The sequence below is a fragment of the Bacillus sp. ISL-78 genome, assembly GCF_018613455.1.
Classification (GTDB): Bacteria; Bacillota; Bacilli; order Bacillales; family DSM-1321; genus Peribacillus; species Peribacillus frigoritolerans.
Map to the genome: position 1 here is coordinate 90,447 of NZ_JAGGQC010000022.1, position 15,126 is coordinate 105,572.

At 41.4% G+C, this 15,126-nt stretch carries 17 protein-coding genes and 1 pseudogene; 6 read left to right on the forward strand and 12 right to left on the reverse strand.

Going from position 1 to position 15,126, the window contains the following annotated elements; translation table 11 throughout:
* Position 1: 1 nt before the first annotated feature.
* Complete coding sequence (locus tag J7I96_RS19740) at positions 2 to 649, reverse strand: pentapeptide repeat-containing protein (protein ID WP_214770402.1); 648 nt, start codon at positions 647 to 649, stop codon at positions 2 to 4.
* Positions 650 to 863: 214 nt separating this feature from the next.
* Positions 864 to 1,346: a DUF4306 domain-containing protein gene (locus J7I96_RS19745; RefSeq protein WP_214770404.1), complete on the reverse strand. Its 483-nt coding sequence runs from the start codon at positions 1,344 to 1,346 to the stop codon at positions 864 to 866.
* A gap of 135 nt (positions 1,347 to 1,481) precedes the next feature.
* Here J7I96_RS19745 and J7I96_RS19750 point away from each other — a divergent pair, with 135 nt between their 5' ends.
* Positions 1,482 to 2,126 (forward strand): DUF6944 family repetitive protein, encoded by a 645-nt coding sequence (locus J7I96_RS19750; RefSeq protein WP_214770406.1) that lies wholly within the window; start codon positions 1,482 to 1,484, stop codon positions 2,124 to 2,126.
* On the opposite strand, the pseudogene J7I96_RS28110 reads toward J7I96_RS19750, so the two are convergent.
* A pseudogene (locus J7I96_RS28110) lies at positions 2,123 to 2,513 on the reverse strand (VOC family protein). The gene J7I96_RS19750 and the pseudogene J7I96_RS28110 sit on opposite strands and share 4 nt — an antisense overlap.
* A 196-nt stretch (positions 2,514 to 2,709) precedes the next feature.
* Between J7I96_RS28110 and J7I96_RS19755 the strand changes: the two are divergent.
* Both J7I96_RS19755 and J7I96_RS19760 read left to right on the forward strand, forming a co-directional pair.
* Positions 2,710 to 3,129: a MarR family winged helix-turn-helix transcriptional regulator gene (locus J7I96_RS19755; protein ID WP_048686687.1), complete on the forward strand. Its 420-nt coding sequence runs from the start codon at positions 2,710 to 2,712 to the stop codon at positions 3,127 to 3,129.
* A gap of 12 nt (positions 3,130 to 3,141) precedes the next feature.
* On the forward strand, positions 3,142 to 4,341 hold the full coding sequence (locus J7I96_RS19760; RefSeq protein ID WP_214770408.1) for an MFS transporter: 1,200 nt from the start codon (positions 3,142 to 3,144) through the stop codon (positions 4,339 to 4,341).
* Between the two features lie 66 nt (positions 4,342 to 4,407).
* Here J7I96_RS19760 and J7I96_RS19765 read toward each other — a convergent pair whose 3' ends face one another.
* The 9 genes from J7I96_RS19765 to J7I96_RS19805 form a co-directional block, all read right to left on the reverse strand.
* On the reverse strand, positions 4,408 to 5,613 hold the full coding sequence (locus J7I96_RS19765) for a hypothetical protein (protein ID WP_214770411.1): 1,206 nt from the start codon (positions 5,611 to 5,613) through the stop codon (positions 4,408 to 4,410).
* Positions 5,614 to 5,637: 24 nt separating this feature from the next.
* Positions 5,638 to 6,468, reverse strand: a complete 831-nt coding sequence (locus tag J7I96_RS19770) for a hypothetical protein (RefSeq protein ID WP_214770413.1) — start codon at positions 6,466 to 6,468, stop codon at positions 5,638 to 5,640.
* Positions 6,465 to 7,151 (reverse strand): ABC transporter ATP-binding protein, encoded by a 687-nt coding sequence (locus tag J7I96_RS19775; protein ID WP_214770415.1) that lies wholly within the window; start codon positions 7,149 to 7,151, stop codon positions 6,465 to 6,467. The genes J7I96_RS19770 and J7I96_RS19775 overlap by 4 nt, the downstream gene beginning before the upstream one ends.
* On the reverse strand, positions 7,148 to 7,528 hold the full coding sequence (locus tag J7I96_RS19780) for a GntR family transcriptional regulator (RefSeq protein ID WP_034310706.1): 381 nt from the start codon (positions 7,526 to 7,528) through the stop codon (positions 7,148 to 7,150). Before J7I96_RS19780 ends, J7I96_RS19775 begins: the two co-directional genes overlap by 4 nt.
* Before the next feature lie 193 nt (positions 7,529 to 7,721).
* Complete coding sequence (locus J7I96_RS19785; RefSeq protein WP_214925166.1) at positions 7,722 to 8,477, reverse strand: AAA family ATPase; 756 nt, start codon at positions 8,475 to 8,477, stop codon at positions 7,722 to 7,724.
* Positions 8,478 to 8,583: 106 nt separating this feature from the next.
* On the reverse strand, positions 8,584 to 9,189 hold the full coding sequence (locus J7I96_RS19790; protein ID WP_214925168.1) for a YdbC family protein: 606 nt from the start codon (positions 9,187 to 9,189) through the stop codon (positions 8,584 to 8,586).
* Positions 9,176 to 9,715, reverse strand: a complete 540-nt coding sequence (locus J7I96_RS19795; RefSeq protein WP_214925170.1) for a GrpB family protein — start codon at positions 9,713 to 9,715, stop codon at positions 9,176 to 9,178. Before J7I96_RS19795 ends, J7I96_RS19790 begins: the two co-directional genes overlap by 14 nt.
* Positions 9,716 to 9,856: 141 nt before the next feature.
* Positions 9,857 to 10,882: a 2-keto-3-deoxygluconate permease gene (locus J7I96_RS19800; RefSeq protein ID WP_214925171.1), complete on the reverse strand. Its 1,026-nt coding sequence runs from the start codon at positions 10,880 to 10,882 to the stop codon at positions 9,857 to 9,859.
* Between the two features lie 84 nt (positions 10,883 to 10,966).
* Positions 10,967 to 11,932: a sugar kinase gene (locus tag J7I96_RS19805; protein WP_251029208.1), complete on the reverse strand. Its 966-nt coding sequence runs from the start codon at positions 11,930 to 11,932 to the stop codon at positions 10,967 to 10,969.
* Positions 11,933 to 12,220: 288 nt separating this feature from the next.
* On the opposite strand from J7I96_RS19805, the gene kduI reads away from it, so the two are divergent.
* The 3 genes from kduI (at position 12,221) to J7I96_RS19820 (ending at position 15,064) form a co-directional block, all read left to right on the forward strand.
* Positions 12,221 to 13,051, forward strand: a complete 831-nt coding sequence (kduI, locus tag J7I96_RS19810) for a 5-dehydro-4-deoxy-D-glucuronate isomerase (protein ID WP_214770490.1) — start codon at positions 12,221 to 12,223, stop codon at positions 13,049 to 13,051.
* Positions 13,052 to 13,095: 44 nt separating this feature from the next.
* Complete coding sequence (kduD, locus tag J7I96_RS19815) at positions 13,096 to 13,872, forward strand: 2-dehydro-3-deoxy-D-gluconate 5-dehydrogenase KduD (RefSeq protein ID WP_034310689.1); 777 nt, start codon at positions 13,096 to 13,098, stop codon at positions 13,870 to 13,872.
* Positions 13,873 to 14,056: 184 nt separating this feature from the next.
* Positions 14,057 to 15,064, forward strand: a complete 1,008-nt coding sequence (locus tag J7I96_RS19820; RefSeq protein WP_214925173.1) for a LacI family DNA-binding transcriptional regulator — start codon at positions 14,057 to 14,059, stop codon at positions 15,062 to 15,064.
* Positions 15,065 to 15,126 lie beyond the last annotated feature (62 nt).

Genomic DNA, 15,126 nt, shown 5'->3' on the forward strand with positions numbered 1-15,126 from the left:
TTCACTCTTTAATTTTCAGTCCAAGCATGGCTGCAAAGACTATCGCTTGGTCCGGGGAAACTTCGCATCCTTTTAAATCTTCGGGGGATACGGTAATCCTTTGAAATGTAGAACTGCTAATATCAATTCCCTTGAGGGGTGTCCGGGAAAAGTTCACTTCATTTAATCTGCATGTTTCAAACTTCACTTTAATGAATTTACACTCATAATAATCAGCACTTTCCAATGAGCAATGATCGAACCTCACTTGCTTTAAACTGGAATAACCAAAGGCACTTAAATTCAGGTTGCAATTCTCAAAGAAGACATTCCCTAAGCTTGCGTCAGAAAGGTTAATGCCTAAAAGTTTGGACTCTTTGAATTCCACACGATGAATCGAGCCGCCCATGAAATCGGCATTCGTTAAATCGCAATGATCAAAGATGACATCCGTCAGCTCGATATTCCTGAATGATACATCACTGAATGTCACATTTTTAAAAACAACTTGTGATAACACGATTTTGTCCATTTTTTCTCTATCGATCGTGCAGTTGGTTATGATACGGGACTCAAGATAAGGCTCATCTTGAAAATATATTTCCTGAAAGTTCGCTTGTGTTAAGTCTTGGGGGATCTTTGGCTGTTCAATTTTGGTTTTGGCTGACATATTATCACCTTTTCGCTTTATTCTTCAATCACTGGTTTATCCAATCGATAGGGTTCATCGCCGGTATTATAACAACTGGTCCACTAAATTTCGACTTAACTATAAACTACATTACAGTGAAGTTCAATCTAAGAATTTCGCGTAAATGACTATTATTTTTCGTTATTTTGTGTCAACAATTTGCACAAAAAAAGCTGCCTCATCGGCAGCTTGCTTACTTCATGAGCGTATTGAACCCTCTTGGCATCCGGTAATAATAGATAGCTGCAGCCATTATCGCTATGATTCCGCCTATCAGAAAAAATGCTTGAAAGATATTTCCTCCAACAGTCGGGGAATTGGATACATAACCGCTTGAAAATAGAAAGAGGACACCGAATCCCAACAAGAATAGGGCCATCTTTTTAATCCTTCTTTGGAACAGGATATATCCCGTAAGAATGATTAAGTACGATGCGGCTAGGACCATAAGAGATGGAAATAACGGTTTGAATTTTGCGGCATACACGAAATGATCGAAATTCGAAATATCATCTGCTTCTATCGCCTGTTCATCACTTACGTGTGTGAAATGCGTGGAATGCTTCCATTCCCAAGGTCTATCCAGAATTTCGCTTCCTTCATACCAGGTACAAAACGTAAAAACCATAAAGAAAAGTGCTGCGATAATCATTTGCAAAAAATTGTTAAAAGTCAATATCATCTCCTCCAGTTGTCATTATACCAATAAATGGGTAACTTACAACCAAAGCCCAAAGTGATAAAGCATTAAGTAAACAAACACTGTTTCCTGAATAATATAATCTAACCACTTATAAGGAGCGTTTAAGATATGATCACTCATGGAAATGGAGATGACCTCCTTATTTCAGCAGCATGGTTACTCGGCATCGGCACTCTTGTTGGTGCAATCGGGCAAACCCGGCAAACTTTAACGAGCACTAATCTCGGAAAAGATCTCATCCTCAAAGGGAATGGCATTGAAGCCGTTGCAAATTCCCTGCAAGCGATCGGCCGTTCAAAAATGCTGAACCCGGAAAACGAACGTTCGCAATCCTACTTCATATTCGGCAATTGGCTTGAGGCCATTGGTAATACCGCAAATGTAGTTGGAATAGATATGCAATTGAGTGGTTCAGTGGAGGAAGGCACGAGAACCGATGCAATCGGCAGTGGAATCCAAGGCCTCGGTGCCGCCTTTGAAACGTTTGGGGCAACGCTGACTGATGAGGCCATTTCACCATTTGAGATCAAGGGAAATGGCCTCATTGCAGCCGGTTCTTTTTTGGAATCCGTCGGAAATATTTTTATTTTAAAAGAAAAAGTACGGGTGGGAGAACATATCCTTCTACTAGGCAGCTGGACCCAGGTTTTCGGAGCATTCATATTGATCGAGGCCTTTTCACTTGGCCCAGAGCCCGAACCTGAGAATGGGAAAGGTGGAAATAATGGTTATAGCTATGCCAACTATTGTTAAGGGGCCGCGAGTTCGACCTTCATCCGATCTGGATCTTCGAAATATACAGCATAATGATCCTACCCGCCTGCAAATGGATGCTTATCGGCGTTAATGGTGGTAACTCCCCCCCTTAACTTTCCTGGCAACTTCATCAACCTGTTGCCGGGAAGCGGCGTAAAAAGCTAAATGGTTAAGACCCACACGTCCCCTATGTTAGGGAATGTCGAGAAACCTTGTTTCCGCTTGTATAAAAAACATGTACATCTCACCCATTCTCCAACTCCTCCCGCTTTCCCACTCCTGAAATGGCTCATAGCCCAGCTCGTCCAAAAACAAGCCCCCAAAATCAATGCTCCTCTTTAAATTTGGAACATACAGCTCAATATGTTGAAGATATCCTGTCACCCTCCTCTTATGATCGCTTTTTGGAGTGTTTACTCGTGAGTTTCCGGCTTTTACTCGTGAATTCTGCCGTTCCTCCCCTATTTTTTCAAAATAACAATAACAAATCCGAGTGGACAGAAGGGATTAAATTTGGTATTATAGTTACCTAGGGTAACAATTACTCAAGATAACCATATATTGATAAGAGGTGTTTCTGATAAAGACTTTCCAAAAATTCTTTCAGCAATTATTGCTGCTGTACCGGCCGTTTGAAAATAATCTTAATATCCAGCTGAACAAGCATGATTTACACAGGGCTCAATGGTCCATTTTGTATTACTTGAACAATTATGGTTCGGCGACGCTTGTCGAGCTTGCCAATTACCAAAGCGTGGAGAAACCCACGATTACGAGGACCATTGCCCGCTTGGAAGAGCTGGGGTATGTCGAGCATGTGCCAAGCAAAGATAAACGCGAGAAAAGGATGCGGCTTACGGAGCTTGGCAAAAAGGTCTACAGCGAAGTCCGTGTGACAATCGATCAATATGAACAGGAGATATTGAAGGGGATCACGGAAGAGGAGCAACTCGCTGCCATACGCATCATGGGCGAAATTAGAAATAACATTATAAAGTAAGGAGATAATAACATGGATCAATCCAGAACCAGACTGTGGACGAAGGACTTTGTCATCGTTTCGTCCATCAATTTTTTCATAACATTAATCTTTTATTTACTGATGGTGACACTTGCCATCTATGCTGTTAATGAATTGGATGCTTCTACAAGTGAAGCCGGACTCATATCGGGAATTTTTATTATCGGGACGTTGATCGGACGCCTGTTCATTGGCCGTTTCATTGATTCAATCGGCCGCAAGAAAACGTTATTCATAGGTTTGATCTTTTTCACTTTGACAACAATTCTTTATTTCGTGGACCTTGGAATCGGCTTCCTGCTTGTTAACCGCCTGATCCATGGGATGGCAATGGGGATGGCAAGTACTGCGACAGGCACGATCGTTGCGCAGATCATTCCGGCGACACGAAAGGGTGAAGGCATCGGCTATTACAGCATGAGCGCAACACTTGCGACGGCTATCGGTCCTTTCATCGGTCTTTATATGGCCCAACATACAAGCTTCCAAGTCATTTTCAGCTTCTGCCTGGCTTTAGGGGTGATCTCCCTGATTACAGCATTCTTCCTGTATGTCCCGGCATTGAAAGTGACGGCAAAAGTTACGGAAAGCAAAGGATTCAAGCTTTCCAATTTCATTGAACCTAAGGCACTGCCCATTTCCATCATCACTCTGTTATTGGCTTTCTGTTATTCCAGTGTCCTTTCTTTCATCAGTTTCTATGCCATCGAAATCGATCTGGTCAATACGGCAAGCTTCTTCTTTGTAGTGTACGCAGTAGCCGTATTGCTATCACGTCCTTTCTCAGGACCATTGATGGACCGGAAAGGATCGAACTTCATCATGTATCCGGCTTTCATTATTTTCGGAGTCGGCTTGCTGCTTCTAAGTATGACAACCAATAGTTTCACTTTACTGGCAGCAGGTTTCCTCATTGGCCTTGGATTCGGTAATATGCAATCAAGCTCTCAGGCGATTGCCGTTAAACTGACACCGCCTCACCGAATGGGGATGGCAACGTCCACCTTCTTTATCATGCTTGATGCAGGACTTGGATTCGGCCCTTATATTCTGGGATTCATCATTCCGGTAACAGGTTACAGCACACTTTATGTCATCTTGGGCGTTGTGGTCATCTTGACCTCCGTCCTTTACTACTTCTTGCACGGCAAGAAGGAACGTACAGCCAGAACGAACTTGGCTTCCATTTAAATGAAAAAGGGATATCCCATTGGGGGATATCCCTTTTTCATTTAAAGCTTTATAGATAGTAGGTATTTACTTTACTTCCAAGTCATTGATAAAAAGTCCAAAACTTTTGCTGTTCTTTTTATTCATGACTGTTTCACCTTTATATAAAGTCTTTCCAGTCTTTATATCTGCAATCAGAAGTTTGGCAGGCTTGTATGTTAAAACGTCTTGATCCACTTCGTTCCCTAATAGGAAGTACACACGCCCGTTCTTAATGGCAGCGAAAACTTGTTCCTTTTTATTAGCAGCTAAATCCAGTTCCGTGTCATTCGTTAATGTTTGACTGCTGAGATCAAACGTTTTAATGCGGTATTTACCTGATTTCATTTCAACTGTATAAAGGTTTTTTACGTCTGCATATCCTGATCTTTCCATGTCCAGGCTCAGCGATCCTTTTTTAACCGTTTCTAATTTTTCCGTTTCATAATTATAAGATAAAAGCTTGCTTTCCTTTAGTTTTTCCTCAAAGCCATCCTCATGATTTACCCCTTTAATTAACGAAAAGAATACCATGTTGTTTGGCTGGGAGGGAGCAACATCAGTTGGCATCTCAAAATCAACTTGATTAGGGTAAGTAAAGGATTCAGATACAAGGGTTTTATCGCTCAAGACTTTTTTATTGGCTACATCGATCGTATACAGATGAACCTCTTTCGTCTCTTTCTCATTGTTGGAATTCACATCATTCATCGTTAAAACCTGTAGTTTTGAATGGACCAATTGCACATCCCTGACATCAACATTCATGATTCTCCCTTGATTCGGAAGTTCAACTTGGAAAGAAGTTTCCTCTTCGTCCTTCTTCTCCAGTAAACCGATATCAAACTCCGCTTCCATATTCCCGCTCTTTGTATATTCGCTATTCACCCAAGCGTAAGCGAGAAAATCATCATCTTTATATAAAGAACTAATGGAATCCTTGCCACGCATAAACGAACGATGTTCTTTTATTAATCTTTCAATTTGATGATCCTGTCTTCCAGTTAAGTTCTCCAAGTAAGACCTTTCGCTGGCATATGTGGTTGTATTGGATTCAAATGTTAATGGTTCATAAAAAGAACCATTTTCAAGCGTAGCATGTATGATTACCGGATCAAGCTCTTTATCGCTGCCTTCCAGTGTCTTGAACGTATACTTTGGAAGGCTGGAAGCGGAGGAAAATTTGACATAATAGGTCCCGATGCTTAAGATGACAACCATTCCAATAATGATGCTGCATAAATAACGTTTCACCTTGTTCACTCTCCTTTAAAGTTGTTATACGGTCACGCGATTTTTAAATAACCAGGCACCAAGCCAAACCGATAAGCCTGTCAAAATGATTCCTAATGCGAGCAGCAGGCCAAATAATTCATTAGGATAGAAATAGAAATTCCCAAATTCCATTACGAAAAGTGGAGCTAAAAACAACACCGCAGCGATTCCGCAATATAACAAGCCCATTATGATTCCTTTTATGCGGAAACTTCTTTCAAACATGATCGCCGTGAATAGTATCGACATGATCATAAGACCGATGCCATAGGAAATCAGGAATTGCGTGAATGTGCTTGGGATGATCAATGACAAAATCGGATTGGCTATCGTGATAGTAGAAATTGACATTTCATTCAAGAGCGCTTCCGGCACATTCGAATTAAATAGTGCATTTTGCATAGGTAAAATGATGATTTGGAAAGCAATCAATCCTAATACCATCAGGAAGATGGCCGTAGCTTTTGAAAGGTAGATCGATAATCTGGATGTCGGTAACATCAACAGACGATAAATGAACGTATTCTTTCCAAACCAATCACGATACCAAATAAGGAAAATGTAAAAAATAAGGGCAACCGCACACAGCGCTATCGGTCCTACAAACAAGAGGCTATTGGCGATATGGGTAAAATCAATGCCTCCATAATTGGTAATATAAGCTGCTTCAGATAGTCTTTCTTCTTTCATGATATCCTTGGCATCATTAAGAAGGCTCTTCGTTACGATGATCACTCCGGCAAATTGCGAAACCAAGGTGATCAACAATAAGCTAAGATAGATTTTACTGAAACGGTTGATTTCAAAGTTCACTAGTTTTATATATCGCATCATGATTGATACACCTCTCTCATTACATCGACTACCGATTTCCCTTCCTCTTCCCGCATTTCTTCTGTATTGAACTCTTTAAGCACTGAACCGTTATCCAATAAAATGACCTTATCGATCAAATGTTCAATATCACCGATTTCATGGGTCGTGATGATGACTCCTCTATCTTCAATCAGGTGGCTCGCAAAGACATCGGCAATTTGCTCGCGGCTAAACATATCGATTCCCGAAAATGGTTCGTCCATCAGTACATAATCGACGTCAAGGGACAAACCAAGCATCAGGTTGAGCTTAGCTGTATTTCCTTTTGACAATTCCGAAATGCGATTCTCCTCTTTAAGCTTGAAAAACCCCATTAGCTGGTTAGCTCTTTCCGGATTCCAGGACGTATAGAAATCCGACATGAAAACCATGGCCTGTTTAATGGTCATTTGCGGAAGCATGGTCGGTGCGTCCGGAATGAAGGTGATTTTTTCATAACTTTCCTTTGTCATCTTTTGATCATCGATCAGGATTTCACCTTTATATGGCGTCAAGCCCATGATCGCTTTGAGTGTAGTCGTTTTACCGACACCATTTATCCCGATCAGACAAGTGACTTCCCCTTTATTGGCTGTAAATGAAACATCATCCAAGATCTTTTTCCGTCCATAATTCTTGGAGATCTTTTTTACTTCTATCATTTTTCTTCCTCCTCCCTTATTTCTTCCGAGTATTTTTCTTTAACCACACGAAGCAGTTCATCAACCGGTACATTAATCGGACGAATCGCATCGACAAACGTATCGACGGCTGCCAAAATCAATTCCTGCCTTACAGCCTGTAAAATCGTTTCATTCGTCGTGATTTGACTGGGGAAATTTCGTTCTGTATGAATCAAGCCCTGTTCCTCCATTTCTTTATACGCTTTTTGAGCGGTATTGGGATTTATATTGAGTGAAGCCGCCAGTTCTCTTCTGGAGGGAATTTCCTGCCCCGCCACGAAATTACCAATGGCTATTTGTTCTTTGAAATGCCTAACGACTTGCAGATATACCGGTTCCCGGGTATTTACGTTCATTAAAACCACCCCCTATTTATTAAAAAAAAGCCTGATATGCGTGTATGTACTAAGTGGTTCATACACCTTATAGATGTACTATACCCATAATACACCTAAGCTGTCAACAAAGAATTCCAAAAAAATGAAAACCCCGTATGCGCAGGGCAGACGGGGTTTGTCCTCAGTTGCTTTTCATGGGGATGCTAAAATCTCATTGAAATAGATGATGAAGCAGCCGATCTTTATCTTCGAAAAACTGTTTCATTAACAAATAGTGATTGGACTCCTCTAATGTCACCTCACTCATTCCCTCATCTGAAATTTGGAGGATTTTAGCATCCGGGTAGGCCATGATGATCGGGGAATGGGTGGAAATGATGAATTGGGAACCTTGTTGAACAAGCTCATTTATCCTGGCCAGCATCGATATTTGTCTCAATGGCGACAATGCAGCTTCAGGTTCATCGAGGATATACAATCCATCACCTTGAAATCGTTCTACAAAAGCAGAAAAAAACGATTCCCCATGAGATTGCTGGTGTAGTGATTTTCCACCGAAGGAATCGATGATCTTCGACCCAAACGATGACTCCCTGTCCAATTCCTCTATATTCGTAGCTAAATTATAAAAGGTTTCCGCCCTAAAGAAAAAATGATCCTTCGGTTTGTATACGCCTCTTTTCAAACGGAGGTACTCGTCCAAATTGGAATGGGAATCATAATTGGAAAAATTGAAATTCAACGTTCCGCCTTCGGGATTGAAGCCATACGCAATCGCAATACCTTCAAGCAAGGTGGACTTCCCCATTCCATTTTCCCCGATGACATAGGTAACACTGGGATGAAAAGCAACTTCCTGAAGGTGCCTGATAACAGGAAGATCAAGAGGAAAATGGTCATAAGAAGATATTCTGTCTCTATTGAGGCAGATGCCCCTGATATACTGTGAATCATAATATAGTTTCATTTGTTATCCCCTTCTGTAGAAAGTGTATTTAGAGCCATTCGATTAAGAAAGCAACAGTCCAAAACGCCATAGATTATTCAAATTGATAGATTGATAATGTTTGATTCTAAATGACCGCCCACTTTGGATGCAATTCAATTAAACTTACTGAAATTCGCTGGGTTGAATCTTCCACTCCGGGGTCGTTTATCAGTGCAGGCAAATCCTTATCCGCATACCGTTGATGTGAATCTTCATTGTCCCATAATGATGCGGCCAGATATTTGCCGTTTTGCCTTTTACCGAATGCGCCTGACAGCATGCCCGGTATCATCCCCCTGTTCCCTGCGCCTTTTAGCACCTGCTCAAAACGGGCTCGTTTAACATTTTCAACAGAACATTCAGCCACTCGTAGTAATTTTCCCTTATAATCCGTAATGTCCGTTGTTCCTATATTGGATATACTCTCGAATATATCGACAGAAATATTTGTATACGTACTTCCTTGGTCACTCTTGGCGAAAATTTCATCATGCTGATGCTGCATGAAACTTTGATAGGCATGGAGATCTTTCCAAACGGAGAGAACGCCTGCTTCACAGGGTTCATTTCTATTCCACCCTCCGATTTGACCGATGAAGCCAGCACAATGGCGCAACTGTCCCCATCCCACTTGTGCTTTTGAAAATGAACGCTTGTTTTCCTCATTCACTTGGCATTTAATCCACTTCATTAGCATGAAGATCACCACGCTTTGCCCAATGTTTCGCTTTTTCATCAACCTTTTTGATAAAATTATTTTTCCCGTTTACATATCCTTTAATATCATCTGGAAATTCCGCTGCCAAGCGCTGCTTCAGCCTACTATACTCTTGTGCTTCATCAGGGTGTGATAGCAAATAATCCCGAAAAGCGAGGTGTCGGCCTATTTCTTCATGTCCCTTTTGAAACATGTGAATATGGTGCGTCCTCTCATCCCCGCCTTTACTAAAAAAACGTCGGCCGGCGATTCCGTTCTCCCCCTTGAAATCATACCCCATCTCTTCCATCTCTTTATTAAAGTCAGCCACACATTCCACATCTTTCACCACTGCCAAAATATCTATTACAGGCTTGGCATGAATGGCCGGGATGGCCGTACTGCCTATATGGTATAACTCTATCATTTCAGGCCCGAAAATATCCTCTAATTTTTGGCATTCATCCTGAAATAGCTTGGACCATTCTTTCTTATATGGTACGACCTCGACCTTTCTCATGAAAGCCTCCTTAATAGGAATTCGCGTTTCCATTCCGTTTTACTTTTTCCTTATTTTAACATAATGTGCATGCATCACAAAAAAGCAGCCGGGATAATAACCCCAGTTGCTTTTTTGGATAACGCTTACATTTCATTTGTTTTATTTCGCTTTTTGTATGGAAGCCACATTTTGATCTTTCAAAATAGTTGGTTTCATGCCCCTTCGCTGCGGAATGCCTCTTTCCTCCTGTTTCTTTGCAACCCACATCGTGAGCATCGGTGTCAGGATTGCCGTCACCAATACACTTGTCGCGATGATTGCTGTTGCCGATTCTGCAACAGGAGCGAATTGCGGGTTTAACTCGGCGATGATGAAAGGTACGGCAACTGCGGCACCCGCCGTTGAAGAAGCGGCGACCCCAGCAACACCATCGGAGCCAGTAACGTAACGGTCCAGTAGATATAAGACGCCTCCGGACAGGAAGACGACTGCAACGCCCATTAAAATACCCATGAATCCGGATTTTACGATCATGCCAAAATCCAACCCGAATCCTAGAGCTAATGCGAAGAACGGGATAAGGACCGGTACGGCCTGTCCAAAGAATTCCCGGCATTCTTTATCGATATTCCCTACAATCATCCCGACTGCAAACGGAATCAATGTGGAGACAATTGTTTGCCATGGAAACGTTGCAAGGCCTCCAACACCGAGGATGATCATCGTGAAGAACGGTCCGCTTTCAATACTGATGAACGGGAATGCCGCAGCATCTTCCGTTCTGCCCAATTTTGTCATGAGTGCGGTATAAAGACCGCCATTCGTTTCATTAAAAGCCGCTATCAGCACTAATACCGAAAGACCGGAAAAGATACCGGTTTGAATCCCATTCTCCGGAAGCAGCAAAGCTGCACCATATCCCAATAATGCCGCAAATATGACTTTACCGAAAAGCAATGTAAATCCTTTTCTTGCAATATACCCGGATTGCTTGACATCTATAGTAGCTCCGACACAAAAGAAAAAGACGGCTAATATCGATGCGGTACCTGTTAGCATGGCACCTGTAAATCCGCCAAAGAAGGTTGCCGTGTCAGGAAAAATAGTATGTATCAAAGCACCTATGAACAACGGGACAACCATCATGCCACCAGGGATTTTTTCTATTGCGGCTTTTATTCTCATCACAATCTCTCCACTTCATTATCAAATTTATGAATATTTGTAATTGGAAGTCTAGTTGTGGAGTTAACTGGCTGCAGTTATCGATCATTCAACATTTAATAGTTCGTTCTGGCTTTCAATAAAGTCCTGCAATTTTTTCCGGCTGGGCATGCCATCCATATCACCGGGAGCCATGACTTGAAGGGCGCCAATCGCATTGCCCCGAGTAACGGTTTCCAGCGTGGATTTCCCGTCAAGCAAGCCGCTGATCACACCGACTGCGAAACCATCGCCTGCACCTACCGTATCAATGACTTTTTCCGGTACGAATCCTTTAACATACCCTTCTTCATTGGCATTTTTATAATAAGCTCCCTCTGCTCCAAGCTTGATGACAATCATTTTAACTCCTTTATTCAAATAAAATTCGGCCACCTCCTCAGGTGTTCGGAGTCCTGTTAAAACTTCCGCTTCGGACATGCCTGGAAGAAATAAATCACAAATATAAGCAAGCTCATTAATGCATTCCACCATTTTTTGTTTATCCGGCCATAAGTTAGGCCTTAAATTCGGGTCAAATGAAACCGTTTTCTCTTGGCTCTTCATAAGTTTCATGGCAGCAACGGTAAATTCATGGCAGCTTTCGGATAATGCGGATGGGATACCTGTTGCATGCAGATGTTTAGCTTGCCGAAAATACTCTTCTGAGAGGTCGTCGATATTCAGAGTGGAAGCAGCTGAATTTTTTCTGAAGTATTCCACCTCCGGGTCTCCGGCATGCACTTTAGATTTAATGAGCATTCCTGTCGGGTGATCACTTGTAAAACGGATACCTGTCGTGTCGACTTTTTCTTTATTCAATTCTCCGATGATGAACTTACCGAAACTGTCGTTGCCAAGTTTCGTCATATAAGCAACCTTTAAATCAAGACGTGCCAATCCGCAGGCTACGTTTGATTCGGCTCCCGCAATCGCTCGGGAAAAGGATTTAGCCTCATGTAAAGCCTCTACTTCATTTGCATAGAACATGTTCATCGGTTCCCCAAAGGTGATCACATCTAAATCTATCATTCCCAATTCCTCCTGAAAAATGTTTATTTCGGTTTAGTAAACCAACACTACAAGAAAGCGCTTTCTTTTGGATGAAATCAGATTATCATATAAACCAGTTATTAACAATACTAATTTTTATATTATTTTTTGCATATTTTCCATCTATTTTACTGATAAACTACTAAAATTTTCTATTAATATTGACTATTTGGAAAACATTAGATATATTTTAAATATTGGTAACGTTAACATTTTTCAACCTAACGATAAACCGTTTTACTAAACTAGGAGGTTATTTATATGCATATGGAAAAACGTTATTCCATTCATCCGTCACAAGCCAAACACTTTGATACAAGTGAAATCCGTGAAAATTTTTTAGTGGAAAAATTATTTCTCGATGACGACGTTTCTTTATGCTATTCCCTTGATGACAGGATCATCATAGGAGGAATCAAACCTGTTTCTAAAGAGGTTAAGCTTGAGGGTCATGATTTCATTAAAGCTGATTATTTTCTTCAACGAAGAGAATTAGGGGTATTTAATATAGGGGGATCAGGAAGGATCTCAGTTGACGGGAAAGTATATCCCCTTGAAAATCGTGATTGTCTATATATAGGATTAGGTTGTAAGGAGCTGATTTTCATTAGTGACTCAGACTCCGAACCTGCTAAATTTTATTTAGCCTCTGCTCCGGCACATAAAAACTACCCTATTCAACACGTAGCGTTCAAGGAAGTGCAAGGTGATGAAATGGGATCACAGGAAACGGCAAATAAGCGGACGATTCGCAGAATGATTCATGAAAAAGGAATCCAAAGCTGCCAACTGTGTATGGGAATGACCGAATTGGCTCCAGGAAATGTCTGGAACTCCATGCCCCCTCATGTCCATGACCGCAGAGTGGAAGTTTATATGTATTTTGACTTGGCAGATGATGCCGTTTTGTTCCACATGATGGGTGAACCCGATGAAACAAGGCATATTGTCATGAAAAATGAACAGGCTGTCATTTCACCTCCATGGTCCATACATAGTGGTTCCGCTACAAGCAACTACACATTTATTTGGGCAATGGCCGGAGAGAATTATACATATGAAGATATGGATACCTTTCCTATTTCAGATATGAAGTAAGACTAGAGTGTTTTATTAATCCATATGGGGATGGAGGAAACAAGATGAGTTTACTGGATTTTTCAATGGACTTTTTCAGTTTAAAAGGGAAAGTTGCCATCGTAACAGGAGGAAATACCGGATTGGGCCAAGGGTATGCGGTTGCATTAGCAAAGGCGGGTGCAGATCTGTTTATCGTTGCTCATGGTGATAATTGGCAGGAAACAAAGGATTTAATCGAAACGACCGGGCAAAAAGCTGTATTTTATCAGGCGGAGCTTACGAATAAGGAAAGCCTTAAAGGAGTTGTAAAAGGCTGTCTTGATGCATACGGAAAAATCGATATCCTTGTTAATAATGCAGGAACGATTCGCCGTGCCCCTTTATTGGAATATAAAGACGAGGATTGGAATGCAGTAATGGACATTAACCTTAACTCCTTGTATTTTCTCAGTCAGCTCGTTGCCAAAGAAATGGTTGAACAAGGCAGCGGGAAAATCATAAATATCGCTTCGATGCTCACCTTCCAAGGAGGCAAGTTCGTTCCCGCGTATACTGCGAGTAAACATGGCGTTGCCGGGCTGACTAAAGCCTTCGCTAATGAATTGGCGTCTAAAAACATTCAAATAAACGCGATTGCCCCAGGTTATATTGAAACGGCCAATACTGCCGCGCTTCGTGCAGATGAGTCAAGAAACAAAGACATTCTCTCAAGGATCCCGGCTGAAAAATGGGGAACACCCTTTGATGTCATGGGAACTGTCGTTTTTCTTGCCAGCAAGGCCTCTGACTATATGAATGGCCATATCCTCGCAGTTGATGGAGGCTGGCTCGTTCGTTAATCTTCTGATCAAGATATGTAAAACAATAGTTTAAGGTTAACACCCTTAGCCAAAGTGCTTAGGGTGTTTCTTACATCCAATGTTTAACAAAATCAGGTAAATGGCGTTGGAATCGTCATGCTCCTTTGTTATGATGAAGGTATCCCGTTCTAGTTCAAGAAATAATATCCTTTAGGAGAGCATCATGAAAAAAAAGAAAACTACCATATCAGATGTTGCTGAGAAGGCCGGCGTTTCCAAAAGTACGGTTTCTCAATATATTAACCAGCGTTTTCGTTATATGAGTGCTGAAACAAAGGACAGAATCGAGCAAGTCATCCAAGAACTTGACTTCCGTCCCAATGATAATGCCCGGAATTTAAAAGTGAAAAAAACAAAAGTCATTGGCATACTCGTAGCTAATATTTTACATACTTTATCCACTGAAATCATTCGTACCGTAGAAGAACAGCTTCAGCAGCATGGCATGAAAGTATTCATATGTGACTCTGCCGATGATCCAGAGAAAGAAAAAGAATACCTTGATTTGCTCGTTTCTACGCAAGTGGACGGAATCATCATCTTTCCGGTAGGAAATGATTTTAAAGTCTATAATTACTTGATCGATCATGCCATTCCAATGGTATTCGTCGATCGATTAGTTGATGGGGTAACTTCCGATTCCGTTCTTTTAGATAATCATGCTGCAATCTTTTTAGCTGTTTCCATGCTGGCTGAAAAAGGACACGAAAACATTGCATTTTTAACCTTACCGATTGATATCCCGATCACACCAAGGCTGGAGAGAATCGAAGGATTTAAAAAAGCGATGGCATCTCATAAATTGGAAGTAAGGGAGGATGATATTCATTCTTTACCCAGAAACCAAATTCAAGAAAAATTGGCCCGGATATTCGATGCAGAAAAACCACCGACAGCCATAGTGGCAGGAAATGATTTAGTATTACGTGAAATCCTTAGCTATTTGAAAAAGCAAAAAATCTCGATTCCTGGGGAAGTGGCGATTGTCAGCATTGATGATGTCGCTTATACGGAGTTTTATGAACCATCCATCACGACAATTGGACAGCCCATTCAGCAAATGGGAATTAAAACAGCTGAGTTACTATTGAACCGGATAACCAATTCGGATCAGGCCCCGTACATTACTTATCGGTTTGCCCCCGAACCCATCGTTCGAAGTTCATGCTAATTGTTTATACAACAAACGGCAGTTTAAACCACTGCCGTTACCATATTTCAAGTAATTCAAAA

Excerpts from the sequence above, each read along its gene's own strand:
- J7I96_RS19740 (WP_214770402.1), bottom strand. The coding sequence starts at position 649 with ATGTCAGCCAAAACCAAAATTGAACAGCCAAAGATCCCCCAAGACTTA.
- J7I96_RS19750 (WP_214770406.1), top strand. The coding sequence starts at position 1,482 with ATGATCACTCATGGAAATGGAGATGACCTCCTTATTTCAGCAGCATGG.
- J7I96_RS19760 (WP_214770408.1), top strand. The coding sequence starts at position 3,142 with ATGGATCAATCCAGAACCAGACTGTGGACGAAGGACTTTGTCATCGTT.
- J7I96_RS19770 (WP_214770413.1), bottom strand. The coding sequence starts at position 6,468 with ATGATGCGATATATAAAACTAGTGAACTTTGAAATCAACCGTTTCAGT.
- J7I96_RS19775 (WP_214770415.1), bottom strand. The coding sequence starts at position 7,151 with ATGATAGAAGTAAAAAAGATCTCCAAGAATTATGGACGGAAAAAGATC.
- J7I96_RS19780 (WP_034310706.1), bottom strand. The coding sequence starts at position 7,528 with ATGAACGTAAATACCCGGGAACCGGTATATCTGCAAGTCGTTAGGCAT.
- J7I96_RS19785 (WP_214925166.1), bottom strand. The coding sequence starts at position 8,477 with ATGAAACTATATTATGATTCACAGTATATCAGGGGCATCTGCCTCAAT.
- J7I96_RS19790 (WP_214925168.1), bottom strand. The coding sequence starts at position 9,189 with ATGAAGTGGATTAAATGCCAAGTGAATGAGGAAAACAAGCGTTCATTT.
- J7I96_RS19795 (WP_214925170.1), bottom strand. The coding sequence starts at position 9,715 with ATGAGAAAGGTCGAGGTCGTACCATATAAGAAAGAATGGTCCAAGCTA.
- J7I96_RS19800 (WP_214925171.1), bottom strand. The coding sequence starts at position 10,882 with ATGAGAATAAAAGCCGCAATAGAAAAAATCCCTGGTGGCATGATGGTT.
- J7I96_RS19805 (WP_251029208.1), bottom strand. The coding sequence starts at position 11,932 with ATGATAGATTTAGATGTGATCACCTTTGGGGAACCGATGAACATGTTC.
- kduI (WP_214770490.1), top strand. The coding sequence starts at position 12,221 with ATGGAAAAACGTTATTCCATTCATCCGTCACAAGCCAAACACTTTGAT.
- kduD (WP_034310689.1), top strand. The coding sequence starts at position 13,096 with ATGAGTTTACTGGATTTTTCAATGGACTTTTTCAGTTTAAAAGGGAAA.
- J7I96_RS19820 (WP_214925173.1), top strand. The coding sequence starts at position 14,057 with ATGAAAAAAAAGAAAACTACCATATCAGATGTTGCTGAGAAGGCCGGC.